The sequence below is a fragment of the Streptomyces sp. NPDC018029 genome (assembly GCF_044327655.1).
Taxonomy (GTDB): Bacteria; Actinomycetota; Actinomycetes; order Streptomycetales; family Streptomycetaceae; genus Streptomyces.
This window is the reverse complement of record NZ_JBIRFV010000002.1, coordinates 945,808-965,203: the sequence shown is the minus strand read 5'-3', so window position 1 is coordinate 965,203 and position 19,396 is coordinate 945,808. Positions and strand designations below refer to the sequence as shown.

The following is a 19,396-nucleotide window of genomic DNA, read 5'->3' as shown; positions in this document are numbered from 1 at the left end:
CCTGGGCGGCACAGGCCATCGGCTGACGAAGGAGTCCGAAGGTGCCGTCGATGCTTGACGCCGTCATCGTGGGAGCGGGACCGAACGGGCTGACCGCTGCCGTCGAGCTGGCCCGCCGCGGCTTCTCCGTCGCCGTCTTCGAGGCGAAGAGCACGGTGGGAGGCGGTGCGCGGACGCAGGAGCTGACGCTGCCCGGCTTCCGCCACGACCCCTGTTCCGCCGCACATCCACTGGGCGTCAACTCCCCGGCGTTCCGCGCCATGCCCCTCGACCGGTACGGCCTCGAGTGGCTCCAGCCCCCGCTGCCCATGGCGCACCCCTTCCCGGACGGCACGGCCGCCGTCCTGTCCCGTTCCGTCGCCGAGACCGCCGCCTCCTTCGGGCCGCGCGACGCGGGGGCGTACCGAAGGCTGGTGGAGCCCTTCCTGCCCCACTGGGACGTGCTGCTGCGGGACTTCATGTCCCTGCCGATGAGCTCGCTGCCGCGGGACCCGGTGACCCTCGCCCGGTTCGGCCTCGCCGGGCTGCCGCCGTCGACATGGCTGATGCGCCGCTTCCGCGACGACCGGGCGCGCGCCCTGTTCGCGGGCCTCGTCGCGCACGTCATCGCGCCGCTCGACGGCATCGTCACCGGCGGCGTGGGCCTGGTCTTCGCGCTCGCCGCGCACGCCCGCGGCTGGCCCGTCGCCCGTGGCGGCTCGCAGTCCATCTCCGACGCCCTCACCGCGTATCTGAAGGACCTCGGCGGCTCCGTCCACACGGACTTCGAGGTCAAGCGGCTCGACGACCTGCCGCCCGCCCGTGCCTACGTCTTCGACACCTCGCCGACCGCGCTCGCGAGGATCGCCGGGCTCGGCCGGGCCTATGAGGGCTACCGGTACGGAGCGAGCGTCTTCAAGATCGACTACGCGCTCGACGGGCCCGTCCCCTGGACCGCCGAGGAGCCGCGGACCGCCGGAACGGTGCAGATCGGCCCGGGCAGCAAGGACATCGGCGCCGCCCTGCACGCCGCCTCGCGCACGCGGCGGGCGCCGGAGACCCCCTTCCTGATCACCGTGCAGCCCAGCGTCGTCGACCCCTCCCGGGCCCCGGAGGGCAAACACGTCTTCTGGACGTACGGCCACGTCCCGAACGGCTGGGACGGCGACCTCACCGACGCGATCGAGCGCCAGCTGGAGCGCTTCGCCCCCGGCTTCCGCGACCGCGTCCTCGCCCGCGCCACCGCAGGCCCACGCGAACTCGCCGCGCACAACCCCAATTACGTCGGCGGCGACATCGCCTGCGGCGCCGCGAGCGGACTGCAACTGCTGCTGCGGCCCAAGCTCTCCCTCTTCCCGTACACCACCCGCCATCCGGCCGTCTTCCTCTGCTCGTCCGCGACACCGCCGGGCCCCGGCGTGCACGGCATGTCCGGGCACAACGCCGCGAAGGCCGTGTGGAAGACGCTCAGGAGACAGCAGTGACCGTCCGGATCACCCTCGTCCAGGGGGACATCACCCAGCAGCGCGCCGACGCCATCGTGAACGCCGCCAACTCCTCGCTGCTCGGCGGCGGAGGCGTCGACGGCGCCATCCACCGGCGCGGCGGCCCCGACATCCTCGCCGACTGCCGACGCCTGCGCGCCGCCCACCTCGGCAAGGGACTGCCCACCGGCCACGCCGTCGCCACCACCGCGGGACGGCTCGACGCCGACCATGTCATCCACACCGTCGGCCCGGTCTGGTCCGCCACCGAGGACCGCTCCGAGCTGCTCGCCTCCTGCCACCGCGAGTCCCTGCGCATCGCCGCCGAGCTCGGCGCGCGTACGGTCGCCTTCCCCGCCATCTCCACCGGCGTCTACCGCTGGCCGCTCGACGACGCGGCCCGCACCGCGGTCCGGACGGTCCGGGAGGCCGCCGACACCGCGCTCTTCGACGAGGTGCGGTTCGTGCTCTTCGACCGGGCCGCCCACGACGCGTTCGCGGCGGCGCTCGCGGAGGCAGAGCGGGGGTAGGCGGCGAGCGGAGACGCCCCTGGCAGTGCGAGGTCGATGTCGGATTCTCGCCAGCCACACGGGCCGGGACCCGCGATCCTTGACGGCATGCACACCGACACAGAGCGCTGTGTACGCGCCGTTCAGTCGAAGGACGCCCGCTTCGACGGCTGGTTCTTCACGGCTGTCGTCACCACCCGGATCTACTGCCGCCCCAGCTGCCCCGTCGTACCGCCCAAGGCCGAGAACATGACGTTCTACCCGAGCGCCGCCGCCTGCCAGCAGGCCGGCTTCCGGGCCTGCAAGCGGTGCCGCCCGGACAGCAGCCCCGGCTCTCCGGAGTGGAACCAGCGGGCCGACCTCGTGGCCCGCGCCATGCGCCTCATCGGTGACGGAGTCGTCGACCGCGACGGCGTCCCCGGCCTCGCGGCCCGCCTCGGCTACAGCACCCGGCAGGTCGAACGGCAGCTGCTCGCCGAACTCGGCGCCGGACCGCTCGCGCTCGCCCGCGCCCAGCGCGCGCAGACCGCCCGGCTGCTCATCGAGACCACCGAACTGCCCATGGCGGAGATCGCCTTCGCCGCCGGCTTCTCCTCCATCCGCACCTTCAACGACACGGTCCGCGAGGTCTTCGCCCTCGCCCCCGGCGAGCTCCGCGCCCGCGCGCCCAAGCGGACCGGCGCCGCACCGGCCGGGACGCCGGGCGGGGTCCTCTCGCTGCGGCTGCCGTTCCGCGCGCCCCTCAACCCCGACAACCTCTTCGGGCACCTCGTCGCCACCGCCGTGCCCGGCGTCGAGGAGTGGCGGAACGGGGCGTACCGCAGGACCCTGAACCTCCCCTACGGACACGGCGTCGTCGCCCTCACCCCGCACCCCGAGCACATCGGCTGCCGGCTGAGCCTCACCGACCCGCGCGACCTGACCATCGCCATCAGCCGCTGCCGCCGCATGCTCGACCTGGACGCCGACCCGGCCGCCGTCGACGGCCGGCTGCGGACCGACCCGCTGCTCGCGCCGCTCGTCGACAAGGCGCCGGGGCGGCGCGTGCCGCGCACCGTCGACGAGGCCGAGTTCGCCGTGCGCGCCGTCCTAGGCCAGCAGGTCTCCACGGCCGCCGCCCGCACCCACGCCGCCCGCCTGGTCACCGCGCACGGCCGTCCTGTCGAGGATCCCGAGGGCGGCCTCACCCACCTCTTCCCCACCCCGGACGACCTCGCCGCACTGGACCCCGACACCCTCGCCCTGCCCCGCAGCCGCCGCTCCACCCTGACGACGCTGGTACGCCACCTCGCCGACGGCAGAATCGGCCTCGGCGTGGCGAGCGACTGGGACGAGGCCCGCGCCCGGCTCACCGAGCTCCCCGGCTTCGGCCCCTGGACGGTCGAGGTCATCGCGATGCGGGCGCTCGGCGACCCCGACGCGTTCCTCCCCTCCGACCTCGGCATCCGCCGTGCGGCGAAGGAGCTCGGCCTGCCGCACACTCCTGCCGCGCTCACCGCACGCGCCGCCGCCTGGCGGCCCTGGCGGGCGTACGCGGTCCAGTACCTGTGGGCCACCGACGACCACCCGATCAACTCGATCCCCGCGTAAGGGACTTCACGCATGGAACGAAGGGAACGCACGGAGCGCATGGAACGTCTGCACACACTCATCGACAGCCCCTACGGGCCGCTCACCCTCGTCGCCACCGACGGCGTGCTCAGCGGCCTCTACATGACCGAGCAGCGCCACCGCCCGCCCGAGGAGACCTTCGGCGACCGGGACCCGGCACCGTTCGGTGCGGCGATCAGCCAGCTGGAGGCCTACTTCGCGGGGGAGCTGACGGAGTTCGACGTGCCGCTGCGGCTCGACGGCACGCCGTTCCAGCGCACGGTCTGGCGCGAGCTCCAGCGGATCCCCTACGGCGAGACCCGTACGTACGGCGAACTCGCCGAAGCCCTCGGCAAGCCCAACGCCTCACGCGCGGTCGGCCTCGCCAACGGGAAGAACCCGATCGGCGTCATCGTGCCCTGCCACCGCGTCATCGGCGCCAACGGCAGCCTGACGGGGTACGGCGGCGGGCTCGACCGCAAGCAGCGGCTGCTGGCCTTCGAGGGCGGCTCGGCGAGGGTCCCCGAGGACGCGCTGTTCTGACGGTGCCGATGGCCCACCGCGCGCGCGTGCGCGGGTGCCGGGTCAGCGGCCGACCCGGTGCCCGTCCTCCAGCTCCGCCGGGCCCTCGCCCCGCGCCAGCACGTCGAGCGCGACGGCGACCCGGCGCCCGAGCTCGTCGGGCAGGTGCGCCGCGAGGTCCTCGGGGGCCACCAGCCGCCAGGAGAGCAGCTCCTCCTCCTGCAGGCGGATCGACTTCAGCTGCTCGGTGCCGAGCACGCCACCGTCGTACAGGTAGGCGATCAGCGGCGGCCGCGGCCGCAGGGGGCCCGGCGGCACCCAGTCGACCACGAGCAGCGGCCCCGGCTCCACATCGAGCCCTATCTCCTCGAGGGTCTCCCGGCGTGCCCCCTGTCGCGGCGTCTCCCCGTCGTCCGACTCGACGGTCCCGCCGGGCAGCGCCCAGCCCTCGCGGTAGTTGGGCTCGACGAGCAGGACCCGGCCCTCCGCGTCCCGGAAGAGCGCGGCGGCTCCCACGAGGACGCGGGGGAGTCCTGCGATGTACGTGGCGTAGTCCTGCGCGTCATGAGTGGTCATCGGGAAAGGGTAGCCAGCGTGGGCCCGGGCTGATCGATCATTTCCCTGCTCGTGACGCACCGCTATGGGGCGAAATCAGGTGATTTTTCCCCGGGGTGCGTCGTCTCGCGTCCCGGGCGGCCATGGGCAGCGGGCCCTGTCTGCGGTTATGGTCGCAGCGGCGCGACTGCCTTGACGCGAGCAAGGCCCGGAAAGCAAGGGGAATGCAAGGTGGCGGACGCTGCAGGAACGACGGGACACGGGCAGCGTGTCCTCATCGCCGCGGACAAGTTCAAGGGTTCGCTCACGGCCGTGCAGGTCGCCGAGCGGGTGACGGCCGGGCTCCGCCGCGTCGCCCCCGGCACGGAGGTCGAGGCGCTGCCCGTCGCCGACGGCGGCGACGGCACGGTCGCCGCGGCCGTCGCGGGCGGTTTCGAGCGCCGCGAGGTGCGCGTCACGGGACCGCTCGGCAACGCGGTGACGGCGGCGTACGCCCTGAAGGACGGCACCGCCGTGGTGGAGATGGCCGAGGCCTCGGGCCTCCAGCTGCTCCCCGACGGCGTCTTCGCGCCGCTCACGGCCACCACGTACGGCTCCGGGGAGCTGATCCGCGCCGCGCTCGACGCAGGGGCCCGCACCATCGTCTTCGGCGTCGGCGGCAGCGCCACGACCGACGGCGGCGCGGGCATGCTGGCCGCGCTCGGCGCGCGTTTCCTGGACGCGGAGGGTGAGCCCGTCGCGCCGGGCGGCGGTCCGCTGAAGGACCTGGCCACCGCGGATCTGACGGGCCTCGACCCGCGGCTCGAGGATGTCGAGATCGTGCTCGCCAGCGATGTGGACAACCCGCTGACCGGGCCGAAGGGCGCGCCCGCGGTGTACGGGCCGCAGAAGGGTGCCTGCCCGGAGGACGTCGCCGCGCTGGACGCCGCGCTCGCCCACTTCGCCACGGTTCTGGAGAAGTCCATCGGCCCCAAGGCCGCCGAGTACGCGCAGTCGCCGGGGGCCGGCGCCGCGGGCGGCATCGGGTACGGCGCGCTGGTCGGGCTCGGGGCGGGCTTCCGGCCCGGCATCGAGGTCATGCTCGACGTGCTCGGCTTCGCGCCCGCGCTGGAGCGGGCCACGCTCGTCATCACCGGCGAGGGCTCCCTCGACGAGCAGACCCTGCACGGCAAGGCCCCCGCCGGGGTGGCCGCCGCCGCGCGGGCCGCCGGGGTCGAGGTCGTCGCGGTCTGCGGCCGCCTCGCGCTCGCCCCGGAGGTGCTCGGCAAGGCGGGGATCCGCCGTGCGTACGCCCTGACCGACGTCGAGCCGGATGTGGCGCGGTGCATTGCCGAAGCGGGGCCGATCCTGGAGACGCTTGCGGAGCGGTTGGGCCGGGATTACTTGGTGTAGGCCTGGGCGGGTTCCGGGGGCGTCTGCCTGGTTCGGGGTCTTTGTCGGGGTGCGGGTGGTGTGGGGTTGCTCGCGCAGTTCCCCGCGCCCCTTGAGGGGCGCTCGTCCTGCGTGGTCCGGGGGCTTTGCCGGGTGCGGGTCGTGGGGGTTGCTCGCGCAGTTCCCCGCGCCCCTGAGCCCGCCCCCGCGGCCTGCACCCCTAGCCCCGCCCCCGTGGCCTGCGCCCCTGACCCGCGCCCCCTGGGCCTGCGCCCCTAGGCCCGGGCTCCTTGGCCTGCGCCCCTGACCCGCGCCCCCTGGGCCTGCGCCGCTAGGCCCGCGCCCCCTGACCCGCGCCGCTAGGCCTGCGCCCCCTGGGCCTGCGCCGCTAGGCACGCGCCCCCTGGGCCGCGCTAGGCCCGCGCCCCCAGGCCCGCGCCCCTTGAGGGGCGCAGCTCCCCGCGCCCCCCTCAAGGGGCGCCCGTCCCGCCCGGGGACAGGCGGTGGGCCTCTATCGCCAGTGCCACCTCCACCAGGTCGCGGGGGCGGGCCAGGGAGCGGGTGGTCAGTTGTTCCAGGCGGCGGAGGCGGTTGAACACCGTGTTGCGGTGGCAGTAGAGACGGCCGGCCGCCCGGCCGGCCGAGCCCTCGCAGGCCAGCCACGCGTCCAGCGTCTCCAACAGCACCGCACGGTCCGCCGGTTCGAGGGCGAGGACCTCGCCGAGCACGTCCTTCACCAGGCGCCCCGCCAGCTCGGGCTGGCTCACCACCAGGGCCGTCGGCATCCGCCGGTCCAGGCGCACGATGTCCGTCGCGCCGGGCGGGCAGGTGCGCAGCGCGAGTTCCGCGAGCCGCCGGGCGTGGCCAAGCTCCGCGAGCCCGCCGACCACGGGGCTGATCCCGCCGGGCCCCGGACAGCGTCCGTCGAGGAGCCGGGCGAGCCCGTCCAGACCGCTCTCCTCGCCGTCACCGGCCGCCGCGCCGAGCGCCACCACGCCGACCTCGCAGTCCGTCCGCATCCGCCAGATGAAGCGGAACCCCGTCCGCTGGATCTGCCGGTGGAACGCCTCACGGCCGTCGCGCCGGTCCACGCGGAGCACCACCACCGCGTACGGGCCGTGCTCGGGCAGGTCGAGCCCGGCCGCCGCACGCGCCGCGAGCCCCGGCGCCGAACGGCCCTCCAGGAGCGCGTCGAGCAGCGCCTGCAACTGCTCGTCCGTGCGCCGCCGCAACTCCAGCTCCGTCGCACGGTACGCGTCGGACGCCACCGCGGCCTGCGCGTCCACCGCCGACCACACCATCGTCGCCGAGCGCATCAGGACCGCCAGCTTCTCCGGGTCCTTGCCCGCCGTCCCCTCCAGGAGCGAGTCCCACACCAGATAGCCCGCGTTGCGGTACGAGTGCACCACCAGGTCGAGCGGCAGGCCCTGCTGGGCCCGGCGCCGCCCGGCCTCCTCCGCGTACTCCAGGTCGCGGCGCGGCGAGGCCCGCGGGGCGGAGATCGCCTCGATGCCGATCCGCATCGCCTCCTCGGCCTCCCGCCACTGCACGTCGTACGGCAGCACGCGCCCGTACACCGGCGAGTGCTCGCCGAGCTGCCGCAGATGTTCGTCGACCAGCTCGGGCAGGCGCGGCAGGAGAGCCGTGCACGCCTCCTTGAGGAGTTTCCAGTCGTGTCCGGTCCGAGGCCTGCGTCCGCTCTTTGTGGGTCCGGTCATCGTTCCCCCGTCGCCGCGCTCCAAGACGTCGTCGTCCGGAGGATGCCACTCGTCGGGCCACTCCGGCAGGCCCCTGACACGCGGTGTTGTGCGCGTGCACAACCGGGGGACGCCGCCACTGGTCCCCCGCAGCGTTTCGCCCGCTGCCCGTGGACGGGCCGCTCCCGCGGTGCTGGGGTGAGCGCCACGCGACGGCGGACGGCCGGGCGGGACGAGAGGGCGATATGGCTGGATCCGATGTGAAGGGCGCCGGGAAGGCCGGGCCCGGCGCCCGCGGCGGGGGGCTCGTCGTGCGGGACGTGTCGGTGGGCTACGGGCCCGTGCGGGCCCTGCGCCGCGTCTCGCTCGACCTGCCCGACGGCGCCGTCGTCGCCGTGCTCGGCGGCAACGGCGCGGGCAAGTCGACGCTGTTGCGCGCGATCTCGCGCACCCTCTCCTTCCAGGGCGGGACGCTGACCTCGGGCGACATCCACTTCGACGGGCGGCGCGTCGACGGCCTCGCGCCGGACCGGGTGGTGGCCGCCGGGATCTCCCACGTGCCCGAGGGGCGCCAGGTGTTCGCCAGGATGTCCGTCACCGACAACCTGCGGGCCGGGGCGCTCGGCTCCACCGGTTCGCGCGCCGCCAAGGCGGCCGCCCTGCGGCGCGTCCACGACCTCTTCCCCGTCCTCGCCGAGCGCGGCGCCCAGCGCGCCGGTCTCCTCTCCGGCGGCGAGCAGCAGATGCTCGCCGTGGGCAGGGCGCTGATGGCGTCCCCGCGCCTGCTCCTCCTGGACGAACCGTCCCTCGGCCTCGCACCGCTGATGGCCGCCCGCATCGCCGACACCGTCCAGGAGATCAACGCACAGGGCATCTCGGTGCTCCTCGTCGAGCAGAACGCCGCCCTCGCGCTGCGGCTCGCCTCCATGGCGTACGTCCTCGACGTCGGCGAGGTCGCCCTCGCGGGACCCGCGGACGAGCTCGCCGCCTCCGACGAGGTGCGCCGCCGCTATCTCGGCGTGGTCGACGAGGACGCGGCGGCCGACGCCACCCGCGGTCTCGGCGCACTGCCGACGCTGCCGCGCTGGGAGGACGCACGGTGACCGGGACGACCGTACCGCCCCTGGAAGTACGGGACCTGACGGTCCGCTTCGCCGGGCTCACCGCCCTCGACGCCGTCAGCTTCACCGTCCGCCCCGGCACCGTGCACGCCGTCATCGGACCGAACGGCGCGGGCAAGTCGACCTGCTTCAACGTCCTGTCCGGCGTCTACCGCGCGAGCGGCGGCAGCGTCCGCTTCGGAGAGCACGAGCTCACCGGCATGCGGCCGCACCAGATCGCCGGGCTCGGCGTCGCCCGGATCTTCCAGAACCTCGCCCTGCCGCCGCGCGCCACCGTCGCCGACAGCCTGCTCCTCGGCCGCCACCGCCTGACCCGCACCGGCTTCGTGGCCGCCGGGCTCCGGCTGCCATCGGCCGCCCGCGAGGAGCGCAGGCACCGCGAACGCGTGCGCGAGATCGCCGCGTTCGTCGGCCTGGAACACCAACTCGACTTGCCCGCGGGCGCCCTGCCCTACGGACAGCAGAAACTCGCCGAGCTGGCCCGCGCCCTGTGCATGGAGCCGCGCCTGCTGCTCCTCGACGAGCCCGTCGCCGGCATGACCGCCGACGAACGGCGCCGCACCGCGGCCGTCATCGCGGGCGTCCGCGACAGCCTCGGCATCTCGATCGTCCTGGTGGAACACGACATGGGGGTGGTGATGCGGCTCGCGGACGCGGTGACCGTACTCGACTTCGGGCGCCGGATCGCCGACGGCGCTCCCGGCGACGTACAGAACGATCCGGCGGTCGTACGCGCCTATCTGGGCGAGGGCGGCCGGACCGGTGAAGGGGAGGAGCGACCGTGACCACCTTCACCGAACTCCTCCTCAACGGGGTCTCGATGGGCTCCGTCTACGCCCTCATCGCCCTCGGCTTCGTCGTCATCTTCCGCGCCACCGAGGTGGTCAACTTCGCCCATGCCTCGCTGCTCCTCGCGGGCGGCTACGTCACCGCCTCGCTCCACGACGACCTCGGCTTCTGGGCGGCGCTGCTCGTCGGCATCGCGGGCGCCGCGGTGGTCGGGGCGGCCGTCGAGTTCCTCGTCATGCGCCGCTACCGCGGCTCCGACCACAGCGTCCTCGCCATCGTCACCATCGGCGTCGACATCCTGCTCACCACCGAACTGACCCGCCGCCTCGGCACCGACGTCCTGCCGCTCGGCGACCCGTGGGGCGACGACGTGCTGACCGTCGGCCAGGTCTCCCTCGCGCACACCCGCATCGCGGCGTTCGTCGCGGCGGCGCTGCTCATCACCGTCTTCCTCCTCGCCTTCCGCTACACCTCGTGGGGCGTGGCGATGCGGGCCGCCGCCGAGAGCCCGGAGACCGCCGCGCTGATGGGCGTACGGCTCGGCAGGGTGTCGCTCGGCGCGTGGGCGGTGGCGGGCGCGCTCGCCGCCGTGGCCGCGCTGTTCCTCACCGTCTTCCCGACGCCCGGACTCGAACGCGCCACGTCCCTCGCGGCGCTGAAGGCGTTCCCCGCCGCGATCCTCGGCGGCCTCGACTCCACGACGGGCGCCCTGGTCGGCGGCCTCGTCGTGGGCGTCACGGAGTCCCTCGCCACCGGCTACCAGAGCGAGCTCAGCTTCCTCGGCCGCGGGCTCGGCGACCTGGCGCCCTACCTCGTCATGACCGTCATCCTGCTGCTGCGACCCGCCGGGCTGTTCGGCACGAAGGAGCTCTCCCGTGTCTGAGGTCTCCGAGGCCCCCGCCACCCGCCCGGCCCGCCCCGCCCCCACCGCGGCCCGTACGCGGCTCGGCCGCCCCCGCGCCTACGTGTGGGCCGTCGCCGCGGTCCTCCTGCTCGCCGTGCCGTTCTACCTGGACCGCTTCTGGCTCCAGGCGGGCCTCTTCGCGATGGCCGCCGCGATCGGCGCGATCGGCCTCAACCTCCTCACCGGCGCGACGGGCCAGCTCTCCATGGGCCACGCCTTCTTCCTCGCCATCGGGGCGTACGGCTACTGCGTCCTCGCAGGCGACGGCGGCGAAGGCCTGACGGGGCTCGGCCTGCCCACCTGGCTCGCCGCGACCCTCGCGGTGGCCGTCGCCGGGCTCGCGGGCGGCCTCTTCAGCCCCATCGCGGGCCGCCTGAGCGGCGCCTACCTCGGCATCGCGACCCTCGCGCTGATCTTCATCGGGCAGCACGTGCTCTTCAACGCCCACGACCTGACGGGCGGCTCCAACGGACGTGACGTACCACCCCTGAACCTCTTCGGCATCACGTTCGACGAGAGCGAGGTCGTGATCGCGGCCGTGCCGTTCGGCGCCGCCGAGAAGCTCTGGTACGTCGGACTCGTCCTGCTCCTCGGCTGCGGCCTCTTCGCCCGCGGCGTGCTGCGCGGACGCCCGGGGCGCGCCATGAACGCGATCCGCGACCACCGGGTCGCCGCGGGCGTGATCGGCGTCCCGGTGGCCCGCTACCGCGCCGGCGTCTTCGTCCTGTCGTCGATGTACGCGGGCCTCGCCGGGGTCCTGCTCGCCCTGGTCTTCCAGCGCACCGTGCCGGACTACTTCGGCATGACGCTCTCCCTGGAGTACCTCGCGATGATCGTCATCGGCGGCCTCGGCTCGGTCGCCGGAGCGGTCGCGGGCGCCGCACTCGTCTCGCTGCTGCCGCAGTTGCTCACCCGGTACAGCGACGCGCTGCCCCTCGTCTCGGCGCCCGGCACCGGCGGGATCTCACCGGGTGAGGCGTCCCGGTATCTGTACGGCGCCGCCGTCGTGGCGGTGGTGCTCTTCCTGCCCGGCGGCCTGGCGAGGATCGCCGCCCGGCGCAGCAAGCCAAGACCAGGCACTCCAGGGGAGGAAGCATGAGAACACCGAGAATCGCGCTGACGAGGGCCACGGCGGCCGCCACAGCCGTCGCCGCGCTGCTCGCGCTCACCGCGTGCAGTTCCAAGGCGAAGGACGACGACAAGGGCGACGAGGGCGCGGGAGGGGTGAAGTCCGGCGACGGCGTGACGAGCGAGACCATCGAGCTCGGCGTGCTCACCGACATGACCGGCGTCTACGCCACCCTCGGCAAGAGCGTCACCCAGGCCCAGCAGCTCTACGTCGACCAGACCAACGCGGACGGCGGCATCTGCGGCCGCAAGCTGAAGCTGACCGTCCGCGACCACGGCTACGACCCGCAGAAGGCCGTCGCCGCCTACACCGAGCTGGAGCCGAAGGTCCTCGGCTTCGCGCAGTTCATCGGCTCCCCGTTCGTCGCCGCAGTCAAGCAGCGCATCGACGGCGACAAGGCCCTCGTCCTGCCGCAGGCCTGGTCGGCGAACCTGCTGGGCAGCCCCTACGTGCGCGTGATCGGCTCCACGTACGACCTGGAGACGATCAACGCGATCGACTTCCTGATGAAGGAGAAGGGCCTCAAGAAGGGCGACAAGCTCGGCCACGTCTACTTCGAGGGCGACTACGGAGAGAGCGCCCTCAAGGGTTCGAAGCACATGGCGGAGGAGGCGGGCCTCACCGTCGTCGAACAGAAGATCAAGCCCACGGACAACGACATGACCGCCCAGGTCTCCGCCCTGAAGAAGGCCGGCGTCAAGGCCGTCGTCATCAGCGCGGGCCCCCGCCAGGCCGCGTCCCTGGTCGGCGTCGCGGCGGCGGGCCGCTTCGACGTCCCCGTCATCGGCAACAACTCGGCGTTCGCCCCGCAGCTGCTCGCCACGCAGTCCGGCCCGGCCCTCATGAAGAACTACTACGTGGCCTCGCCCACCCTGCCCATCGGCGCGGACACGACGGCGGCGAAGAAGCTCGTCGCCGACTACAAGAAGGCCCACCCCAAGGACTCCCTGGACAACGGCGTCGTGGCGGGCTGGACGGCCGCGTCCGTCTTCGGCCAGGCCCTGAAGAAGGCGTGCGAGGACAAGGACCTCACGCGCGAGGGCGTGGACAAGGCCCTCCTCACGCTGGACGACTTCGACTCCGGCTTCGGCGTCACCCAGAACTTCACCGACCCGAAGGCACCCTCCTCCAAGGAGAGCGTCATCCTCCAGCCGGACAAGAAGGCGACGGGCGGCATGAAGGTGGTCCGCCAACCGGCAGCGGCGGACGCGGCGCAGGATTTCAGCCCGTCCGGCGATTGAGGACGAGCCCGAAGGGCGATCAACGGCAAGCAAAGGGGGCCTGAACCATACGGTTCAGGCCCCCTTTGCTACGTACGAAAAGCTACGGCAACTGCGCCGCCCGCGCTTCCCTGCGGTTGCCCCGGAAGTTGTTCACCCTCCGAGCCGTGGCGAAGAGGGGAATCACCGCTCCGAGGACGAGCTGCAGAGCACACCCGGTCTGCAGGAGCAGCTGGCCGCCCGGCGCGTCGAACGCCCAGGCCGCGAGGAGCCCCATGGCCGCGACGATCCACGAGAGCATGGCCACCGCGAGGGGGCCCCGCGGCTTCGGGTACTCGACGCGGCTGACCATGAGCCAGGCCGTGCCGATGATCGCGAGGAGCGTCGCCACGAAGGGCAGCTCCAGGAGCACGATCGAGACGACCGTGAGCGCCCCGAAGGGGGACGGCATGCCCTGGAAGGTGCCGTCCTTCACGGTCACGCACGAGAACCGCGCAAGCCGCAGCACCACCGCCAACAGCACGACGATCGCGCCGACCGCCGCCACCCGCTGGTGGGCGTCGTCGGCGACCATGCCGTAGACGAGGACGAAGTACGCCGGCGCCAGACCGAAGCTGATCAGGTCCGACAGGTTGTCCAGCTCCGCGCCCATCGGCGAGGACCGCAGCTTCCGGGCCACGAGCCCGTCGAACAGGTCGAAGACGGCCGCGCAGAGCATCAGGATCACGGCGGTCGCGGCGGAGTGCCGCGCCATGCCGCTCTCGGTGCTGCCCTGCACGTACGGGATGAGGATGCCCGTGGTGGTGAAGTACACCGCCATGAAGCCGCACGTGGCGTTGCCGAGGGTGAGGGTGTCCGCTATCGACAGGCGCAGTGAGAGAGGCATCTCCTCGTCGGCCTCGTCCTGCACCGCCTCGGGCACCCAGCCCGCTTGTGTCTCGGGATCAACCACGGTCAATGCGAGTCACCCCAGCCACGGTCTTCTGACCGACCTCGACGTCCACCTCGACACCCTCGGGGAGGTAGATGTCGACGCGCGAGCCGAAGCGGATCAGGCCGATCCGCTCGCCCTGCTCCACCTTCGACCCCTGCGGCACGTACGGCACGATGCGCCGGGCGACCGCGCCCGCGATCTGGATCATCTCGATGTCGCCGAGCTCGGTGTCGAAGTGCCAGACAACGCGCTCGTTGTTCTCGCTCTCCTTGTTGAACGCCGGGACGAACCCGCCGGGGATGTGCTCCACGGACGTCACCGTGCCAGCCAGCGGCGCGCGGTTGACGTGGACGTTCAGGGGGCTCATGAAGATGGCGACGCGGGTACGCCCGTCCTTCCACGGCATGATGCTCTGCACCACGCCGTCGGCGGGGGAGATGACCCGGCCCTGAGCGATCTCGCGCTCGGGGTCGCGGAAGAACCACAGCATGCCCGCCGCGAGAGCGGTGGCGGGTACGGCCACGGCCGCGGCGCTCTTGGAGCGGCGCGCGCGGGCGAGGCTGAGTGCGGCGGTGGCGACGGTCGGCAGGAGCCACGGCGATGCTCCGCGAGCAAGGCGTCCCTGAAGAATGCCGTCGCGTGGTGCAGAGGTTTGGCTGTGGGGCATGGATGACCTTCGTAGCGGATGATGCCGCGCAGTGAACGGGGGACGGCGGCTTTTTCCGGATGTTATCGGTTGCGAGCCACAACTGGGCAAGCCAGGAAGCCGAGTCAGCGGCCGAAGAGTGTTGACAGGGTGTGATCTTCTTCTCGGCGAAAGTGGCCCAAACCGGGCATCTAGCCCTGGAATCGATACTCTTCGAGTAGCCGTCGGCCAATGATCATTTTCTGGATCTCGGCGGTACCTTCACCGATCAGCAGCATGGGAGCCTCCCGGTAGAGACGCTCGATCTCGTACTCCTTCGAGAAGCCGTAGCCGCCGTGAATCCGGAACGCGTCCTCCACGACTTCCTTGCAGTACTCGGAGGCGAGGTACTTCGCCATCCCTGCTTCGAGGTCGTTTCGCTCCCCTGAGTCCTTTTTGCGTGCTGCATTCACCATCATCGCATGGGCGGCCTCGACCTTGGTAGCCATCTCGGCCAGCTTGAACTGAATCGCCTGGTGCTGGGCGATGGCCTTGCCGAAAGTGTGACGTTGCTGGGCATACGAGACGCCGAGCTCGAACGCACGCTGAGCGACGCCACAGCCACGCGCCGCGACATTGACGCGGCCGACCTCGACACCGTCCATCATTTGGTAAAACCCTCGGCCGGTGACCCCGCCGAGCACGCGATTGGCCGGAATTCGCAGGCCATCCATGATGAGTTCGGTGGTGTCGACACCCTTATAGCCCATTTTGTCGATCTTGCCCGGGATGGTGAGGCCGGGGCGGACCTCGCCGAAACCGGGCTCCTTCTCCACGAGGAACGTCGTCATGGACTTGTGGGGTGCCGTCCCCTCGGGGTGTCCTTCGTCACTCCGGCACAGGACGGCCACCAGAGTGGACGTGCCGCCGTTGGTCAGCCACATCTTCTGGCCGTTGAGAACGTACTCGTCGCCCTCCTTCACGCCCTTCGACGTGATGGCCGACACATCGGAGCCGAGCCCCGGCTCCGACATGGAGAACGCGCCCCGCACCTCGCCGGCCGCCATGCGCGGCAGGAAGGTCTCCTTCTGCTCCTGCGTGCCGTGCTGCTTGAGCATGTAGGCGACGATGAAGTGGGTGTTGATGATGCCGGAGACCGACATCCAGCCGCGCGCGATCTCCTCGACGCACAGCGCGTACGTGAGCAGCGACTCGCCCAGGCCGCCGTACTCCTCCGGGATCATGAGGCCGAAGAGCCCCAACTCCTTGAGGCCGTCGACGATCTGCTGCGGGTACTCGTCGCGGTGCTCCAGTTCGGTCGCGACAGGAATGATCTCTTTGTCGACGAAGTCCCGGACGGTGGACAGGATCTCCCGCTGGATGTCGGTGAGACCGGCGGTCTGCGCGAGTCGGCTCATGGGTTCACTTCTCCTGGGACTTGAGCTCCGGGCGGCCGGGCTGCTCGCCGCCGCGCTCCTTGGTGTACGTCTCGGTGGGCACCATCACCTTGCGGCGGAACACGCAGACGAGCGTGCCGTCCTGCTTGTAGCCCTTGGTCTCCACGTAGACGATCCCGCGGTCCGACTTGGACTTCGATGGCGTCTTGTCGAGGACGGTCGTCTCGCCGTAGATCGTGTCGCCGTGGAAGGTCGGCGCCACGTGCTTGAGCGACTCGACCTCCAGGTTGGCGATCGCCTTGCCGGAGACGTCCGGCACGGACATGCCGAGGAGCAGCGAGTAGATGTAGTTGCCCACGACGACGTTCTTCCCGAAGTCCGTCGTCTTCTCCGCATAGTTCGCGTCCATGTGGAGGGGGTGGTGGTTCATGGTGAGCAGACAGAAGAGGTGGTCGTCGTACTCGGTGACCGTCTTTCCGGGCCAGTGCTTGTACACGGCGCCGACTTCGAACTCTTCGTAGGTGCGGCCGAACTGCATGATGTCCTACGCCTCCGGGGCCTCGAACTTGGACGTGCGCCGCATCCCGGCCGCACGCCCCTTCCCGGAGATGACCAGCGCCATCTTCCGGCTGGCCTCGTCGATCATCTCGTCGCCGAGCATCGCCGAGCCCTTCTTGCCGCCCGCCTCGGACGTGTAGTACTCGTACGCGTCCAGGATCAGCTCGGCGTGGTCGAAGTCCTCCTGGGAGGGCGAGAAGACCTCGTTGGCGGCCTCCACCTGGCCGGGGTGCAGGACCCACTTGCCGTCGAAGCCGAGCGCGGCGGCGCGGTTCGCGACCTCGCGGTAGCCGTCCACGTTCTTGATCTGGAGGTAGGGGCCATCGATCGCCTGGAGGTTGTTGGCGCGGGCGGCCATCAGGATCTTCATCAGGATGAAGTGGTAGGCGTCCGCCGGGTAGCCGGGCGGCTGCTCGCCGACGACCAGGGACTTCATGTTGATCGACGCCATGAAGTCGGCCGGGCCGAAGATGATCGTCTCGACGCGCGGGGAGGCCTCGGCGATCGCGTTGACGTTGTTCAGGCCGCGCGCGTTCTCGATCTGCGCCTCGATGCCGATCTTGCCGACCTCGAAGCCCATGGTCTTCTCGATCTGGGTGAGGAGCAGGTCGAGCGCGACGATCTGGTCGGCCGTCTGGACCTTCGGCAGCATGATGCAGTCGAGGTTCTGGCCCGCGCCCTCGACGACCGTGACGACGTCGCGGTACGTCCACTCGGTCGTCCAGTCGTTGACGCGCACGACCCGCGTCTTGCCCGTCCAGTCGCCCTCGTTGAGGAACTTCACGATGGTGTGCCGGGCCTCCGGCTTGGCGAGCGGCGCGCAGGCGTCCTCCAGGTCGAGGAAGACCTGGTCGGCGGGGAGGCCCTGGGCCTTCTCCAGGAAGCGCGGGTTCGAGCCCGGCACCGCGAGGCAGGAGCGCCGCGGACGAAGGCGGTTGATGGGGGCGGTCATGCGGGGACCTCCAGAGGGTCGAGGTGGTTCGCTTTCCGGATCTCGTCGACGATACGGCCGATGATCTCGGTGATGCCGAAGTCCTTGGGGGTGAAGACGGCGGCCACACCCGCCGCCTTCAGGTCCTCGGCGTCGCTGTTGGGGATGATGCCGCCGGCGATGACGGGGATGTCGGTGGCGCCGGCCTCGCGGAGCCGGACGAGCACGTCCGGCACGAGCTCCGCGTGGGAGCCGGAGAGGATCGAGAGGCCGACCGCGTGCACGTCCTCGGCGAGCGCCGCGTCGACGATCTGCTCGGGGGTGAGGCGGATGCCCTGGTAGACCACTTCGAAGCCGGCGTCCCGCGCGCGCACCGCGATCTGCTCGGCGCCGTTGGAGTGCCCGTCGAGGCCCGGCTTGCCGACCAGGAAGCGGAGCCGGCCGCCACCGAGGTCCTCGGCCGTCCGTGCGACCTTCTCGCGGACGAGGGCGAGCGGCGTGCCCTCTTCCGCGGTGACCGCCACAGGAGCGCTGGAGACGCCCGTGGGGGCCCGGAACTCCCCGAAGACCTCCCGCAGGGCCCCCGCCCACTCCCCGGTCGTCACACCGGCGCGTGCGCACTCCAGGGTGGCCTCCATGAGGTTGCCCGTCCCGGCGGCCACCTCCTTGAGCCGCTGCAGGGCCTTGCAGGGGCGCGGGTGGTTGAACGGCGGCTGGTAGCGGGTGTCGCGCCAGTGCTTGAGTGCGTTCACGACACGCGCCTCGACCGCCGGGTCGACCGTCATGATCGCCGCGTCCAGGTCCGAGGTGAGGGGGCTCGGCTCCGTGGACTCGTACGAATTCACGCCGACGATCTTCTCCTGGCCCGACTCGATGCGGGCCCTGCGCTCCGCGTGCGAGGAGACGAGCTGCGACTTCAGGTAGCCGGACTCGACGGCGGCCATCGCGCCGCCCATCTTCTCGATGCGGTCCATCTCGGCGAGGGACTCGTCGACGAGCGAGGCCACCTTCGCCTCGACGACGTGCGAGCCGTCGAAGATGTCCTCGTACTCCAGGAGGTCGCTCTCGTGCGCGAGGACCTGCTGGATGCGCAGCGACCACTGCTGGTCCCAGGGCCGGGGGAGCCCGAGCGCCTCGTTCCAGGCGGGCAGCTGCACGGCACGCGCGCGTGCGTCCTTCGAGAGCGTCACGGCCAGCATCTCCAGGACGATGCGCTGGACGTTGTTCTCCGGCTGGGCCTCGGTCAGGCCCAGGGAGTTGACCTGCACGCCGTAGCGGAACCGGCGGTGTTTCGGGTTCTCGATGCCGTACCGCTCGCGCGTGACCTGATCCCAGATCCGCCCGAACGCCCGCATCTTGCACATCTCCTCGATGAAGCGGACACCCGCGTTCACGAAGAAGGAGATGCGGGCCACGACGTCCCCGAACTTCTCCTCGGGGACCTGCCCCGAGTCGCGTACGGCATCGAGAACCGCGATGGCGGTGGACATCGCGTACGCGATCTCCTGGACCGGTGTGGCCCCCGCCTCCTGGAGGTGGTAGCTACAGATGTTGATCGGGTTCCACTTGGGGATGTGCGCCACCGTGTACGTGATCATGTCGGTGGTCAGCCGCAGGGAGGGACCCGGCGGGAAGACGTGCGTCCCGCGCGAGAGGTACTCCTTGACGATGTCGTTCTGCGTCGTCCCCTGGAGCTTGGTGATGTCGGCACCCTGCTCCTCGGCGACCACCTGGTAGAGCGCCAGGAGCCACATGGCGGTGGCGTTGATCGTCATCGAGGTGTTCATCTGCTCCAGGGGGATGTCCTGGAACAGCCGTCGCATGTCGCCGAGGTGCGAGACCGGCACGCCGACCCGGCCGACCTCGCCGCGGGCGAGGATGTGGTCGGGGTCGTAGCCGGTCTGCGTGGGCAGGTCGAAGGCGACCGAGAGGCCCGTCTGCCCCTTGGCGAGGTTGCGGCGGTACAACTCGTTGGACGCCTCCGCCGTGGAGTGACCGGCGTAGGTCCGCATCAGCCACGGCCGGTCCTTCTGACGCTCTGTCATGTTCCGCTGCTCCTCAGTGCGTTCAGATCAGTGCGT

General features: G+C 71.7%; 18 protein-coding genes. 10 read left to right on the top strand and 8 right to left on the bottom strand.

The window, feature by feature from the left end:
* Positions 1 to 50 precede the first annotated feature (50 nt).
* The 4 genes from ACH4D5_RS08445 (at position 51) to ACH4D5_RS08430 (ending at position 4,105) form a co-directional block, all read left to right on the top strand.
* Positions 51 to 1,463 carry a phytoene desaturase family protein gene (locus ACH4D5_RS08445; protein WP_398300017.1) on the top strand — a complete coding sequence of 471 codons (1,413 nt, stop codon included), beginning with the start codon at positions 51 to 53 and terminating at the stop codon, positions 1,461 to 1,463.
* Positions 1,460 to 1,993 carry an O-acetyl-ADP-ribose deacetylase gene (locus tag ACH4D5_RS08440; RefSeq protein ID WP_398299894.1) on the top strand — a complete coding sequence of 178 codons (534 nt, stop codon included), beginning with the start codon at positions 1,460 to 1,462 and terminating at the stop codon, positions 1,991 to 1,993. Before ACH4D5_RS08445 ends, ACH4D5_RS08440 begins: the two co-directional genes overlap by 4 nt.
* A gap of 87 nt (positions 1,994 to 2,080) precedes the next feature.
* Positions 2,081 to 3,562 carry an AlkA N-terminal domain-containing protein gene (locus tag ACH4D5_RS08435; protein ID WP_398299892.1) on the top strand — a complete coding sequence of 494 codons (1,482 nt, stop codon included), beginning with the start codon at positions 2,081 to 2,083 and terminating at the stop codon, positions 3,560 to 3,562.
* 39 nt (positions 3,563 to 3,601) lie between these two features.
* Positions 3,602 to 4,105, top strand: coding sequence for a methylated-DNA--[protein]-cysteine S-methyltransferase (locus ACH4D5_RS08430; RefSeq protein ID WP_398300015.1), 504 nt, complete (start codon positions 3,602 to 3,604; stop codon positions 4,103 to 4,105).
* Positions 4,106 to 4,147: 42 nt separating this feature from the next.
* On the opposite strand, the gene ACH4D5_RS08425 is transcribed toward ACH4D5_RS08430, so the two are convergent.
* Positions 4,148 to 4,660: an NUDIX domain-containing protein gene (locus ACH4D5_RS08425; protein WP_398299891.1), complete on the bottom strand. Its 513-nt coding sequence runs from the start codon at positions 4,658 to 4,660 to the stop codon at positions 4,148 to 4,150.
* Between the two features lie 210 nt (positions 4,661 to 4,870).
* Between ACH4D5_RS08425 and ACH4D5_RS08420 the strand changes: the two genes are divergently transcribed.
* Positions 4,871 to 6,031: a glycerate kinase gene (locus ACH4D5_RS08420; protein ID WP_398299889.1), complete on the top strand. Its 1,161-nt coding sequence runs from the start codon at positions 4,871 to 4,873 to the stop codon at positions 6,029 to 6,031.
* 449 nt (positions 6,032 to 6,480) lie between these two features.
* Here ACH4D5_RS08420 and ACH4D5_RS08415 read toward each other — a convergent pair whose 3' ends face one another.
* Complete coding sequence (locus ACH4D5_RS08415) at positions 6,481 to 7,728, bottom strand: PucR family transcriptional regulator (protein WP_398299887.1); 1,248 nt, start codon at positions 7,726 to 7,728, stop codon at positions 6,481 to 6,483.
* Between the two features lie 224 nt (positions 7,729 to 7,952).
* On the opposite strand from ACH4D5_RS08415, the gene ACH4D5_RS08410 reads away from it, so the two are divergent.
* The 5 genes from ACH4D5_RS08410 to ACH4D5_RS08390 are packed head-to-tail and all read left to right on the top strand — an operon-like array spanning position 7,953 to position 12,891.
* A complete protein-coding gene (locus tag ACH4D5_RS08410) occupies positions 7,953 to 8,810 on the top strand; it encodes an ABC transporter ATP-binding protein (protein ID WP_398299885.1) in 858 nt (285 codons plus the stop codon).
* On the top strand, positions 8,807 to 9,613 hold the full coding sequence (locus ACH4D5_RS08405) for an ABC transporter ATP-binding protein (protein WP_398299883.1): 807 nt from the start codon (positions 8,807 to 8,809) through the stop codon (positions 9,611 to 9,613). The genes ACH4D5_RS08410 and ACH4D5_RS08405 overlap by 4 nt, the downstream gene beginning before the upstream one ends.
* The gene (locus ACH4D5_RS08400; protein ID WP_398299881.1) at positions 9,610 to 10,500 is read left to right on the top strand and encodes a branched-chain amino acid ABC transporter permease; all 891 of its coding nucleotides are present in this window, start codon (positions 9,610 to 9,612) and stop codon (positions 10,498 to 10,500) included. Before ACH4D5_RS08405 ends, ACH4D5_RS08400 begins: the two co-directional genes overlap by 4 nt.
* Positions 10,493 to 11,620: a branched-chain amino acid ABC transporter permease gene (locus ACH4D5_RS08395; RefSeq protein WP_398299879.1), complete on the top strand. Its 1,128-nt coding sequence runs from the start codon at positions 10,493 to 10,495 to the stop codon at positions 11,618 to 11,620. Before ACH4D5_RS08400 ends, ACH4D5_RS08395 begins: the two co-directional genes overlap by 8 nt.
* On the top strand, positions 11,617 to 12,891 hold the full coding sequence (locus tag ACH4D5_RS08390) for an ABC transporter substrate-binding protein (protein WP_398299877.1): 1,275 nt from the start codon (positions 11,617 to 11,619) through the stop codon (positions 12,889 to 12,891). The genes ACH4D5_RS08395 and ACH4D5_RS08390 overlap by 4 nt, the downstream gene beginning before the upstream one ends.
* A gap of 82 nt (positions 12,892 to 12,973) precedes the next feature.
* On the opposite strand, the gene pssA is transcribed toward ACH4D5_RS08390, so the two are convergent.
* From pssA to ACH4D5_RS08360, 6 genes are all read right to left on the bottom strand, one after another.
* Positions 12,974 to 13,828, bottom strand: coding sequence for a CDP-diacylglycerol--serine O-phosphatidyltransferase (gene pssA / locus ACH4D5_RS08385; RefSeq protein WP_362997565.1), 855 nt, complete (start codon positions 13,826 to 13,828; stop codon positions 12,974 to 12,976).
* Positions 13,815 to 14,471 carry a phosphatidylserine decarboxylase gene (locus ACH4D5_RS08380; protein WP_362997563.1) on the bottom strand — a complete coding sequence of 219 codons (657 nt, stop codon included), beginning with the start codon at positions 14,469 to 14,471 and terminating at the stop codon, positions 13,815 to 13,817. The genes pssA and ACH4D5_RS08380 overlap by 14 nt, the downstream gene beginning before the upstream one ends.
* A 170-nt stretch (positions 14,472 to 14,641) precedes the next feature.
* Positions 14,642 to 15,847: an acyl-CoA dehydrogenase family protein gene (locus tag ACH4D5_RS08375; protein WP_398299875.1), complete on the bottom strand. Its 1,206-nt coding sequence runs from the start codon at positions 15,845 to 15,847 to the stop codon at positions 14,642 to 14,644.
* Positions 15,848 to 15,851: 4 nt separating this feature from the next.
* On the bottom strand, positions 15,852 to 16,364 hold the full coding sequence (locus tag ACH4D5_RS08370; RefSeq protein WP_398299873.1) for a MaoC family dehydratase: 513 nt from the start codon (positions 16,362 to 16,364) through the stop codon (positions 15,852 to 15,854).
* A 6-nt stretch (positions 16,365 to 16,370) separates the two neighbouring features.
* Entirely contained in the window at positions 16,371 to 17,336 is a 966-nt protein-coding gene (locus ACH4D5_RS08365) for an HpcH/HpaI aldolase/citrate lyase family protein (RefSeq protein ID WP_398299871.1), read from the bottom strand.
* A complete protein-coding gene (locus ACH4D5_RS08360) occupies positions 17,333 to 19,360 on the bottom strand; it encodes a methylmalonyl-CoA mutase family protein (RefSeq protein ID WP_398299869.1) in 2,028 nt (675 codons plus the stop codon). Before ACH4D5_RS08360 ends, ACH4D5_RS08365 begins: the two co-directional genes overlap by 4 nt.
* Positions 19,361 to 19,396 lie beyond the last annotated feature (36 nt).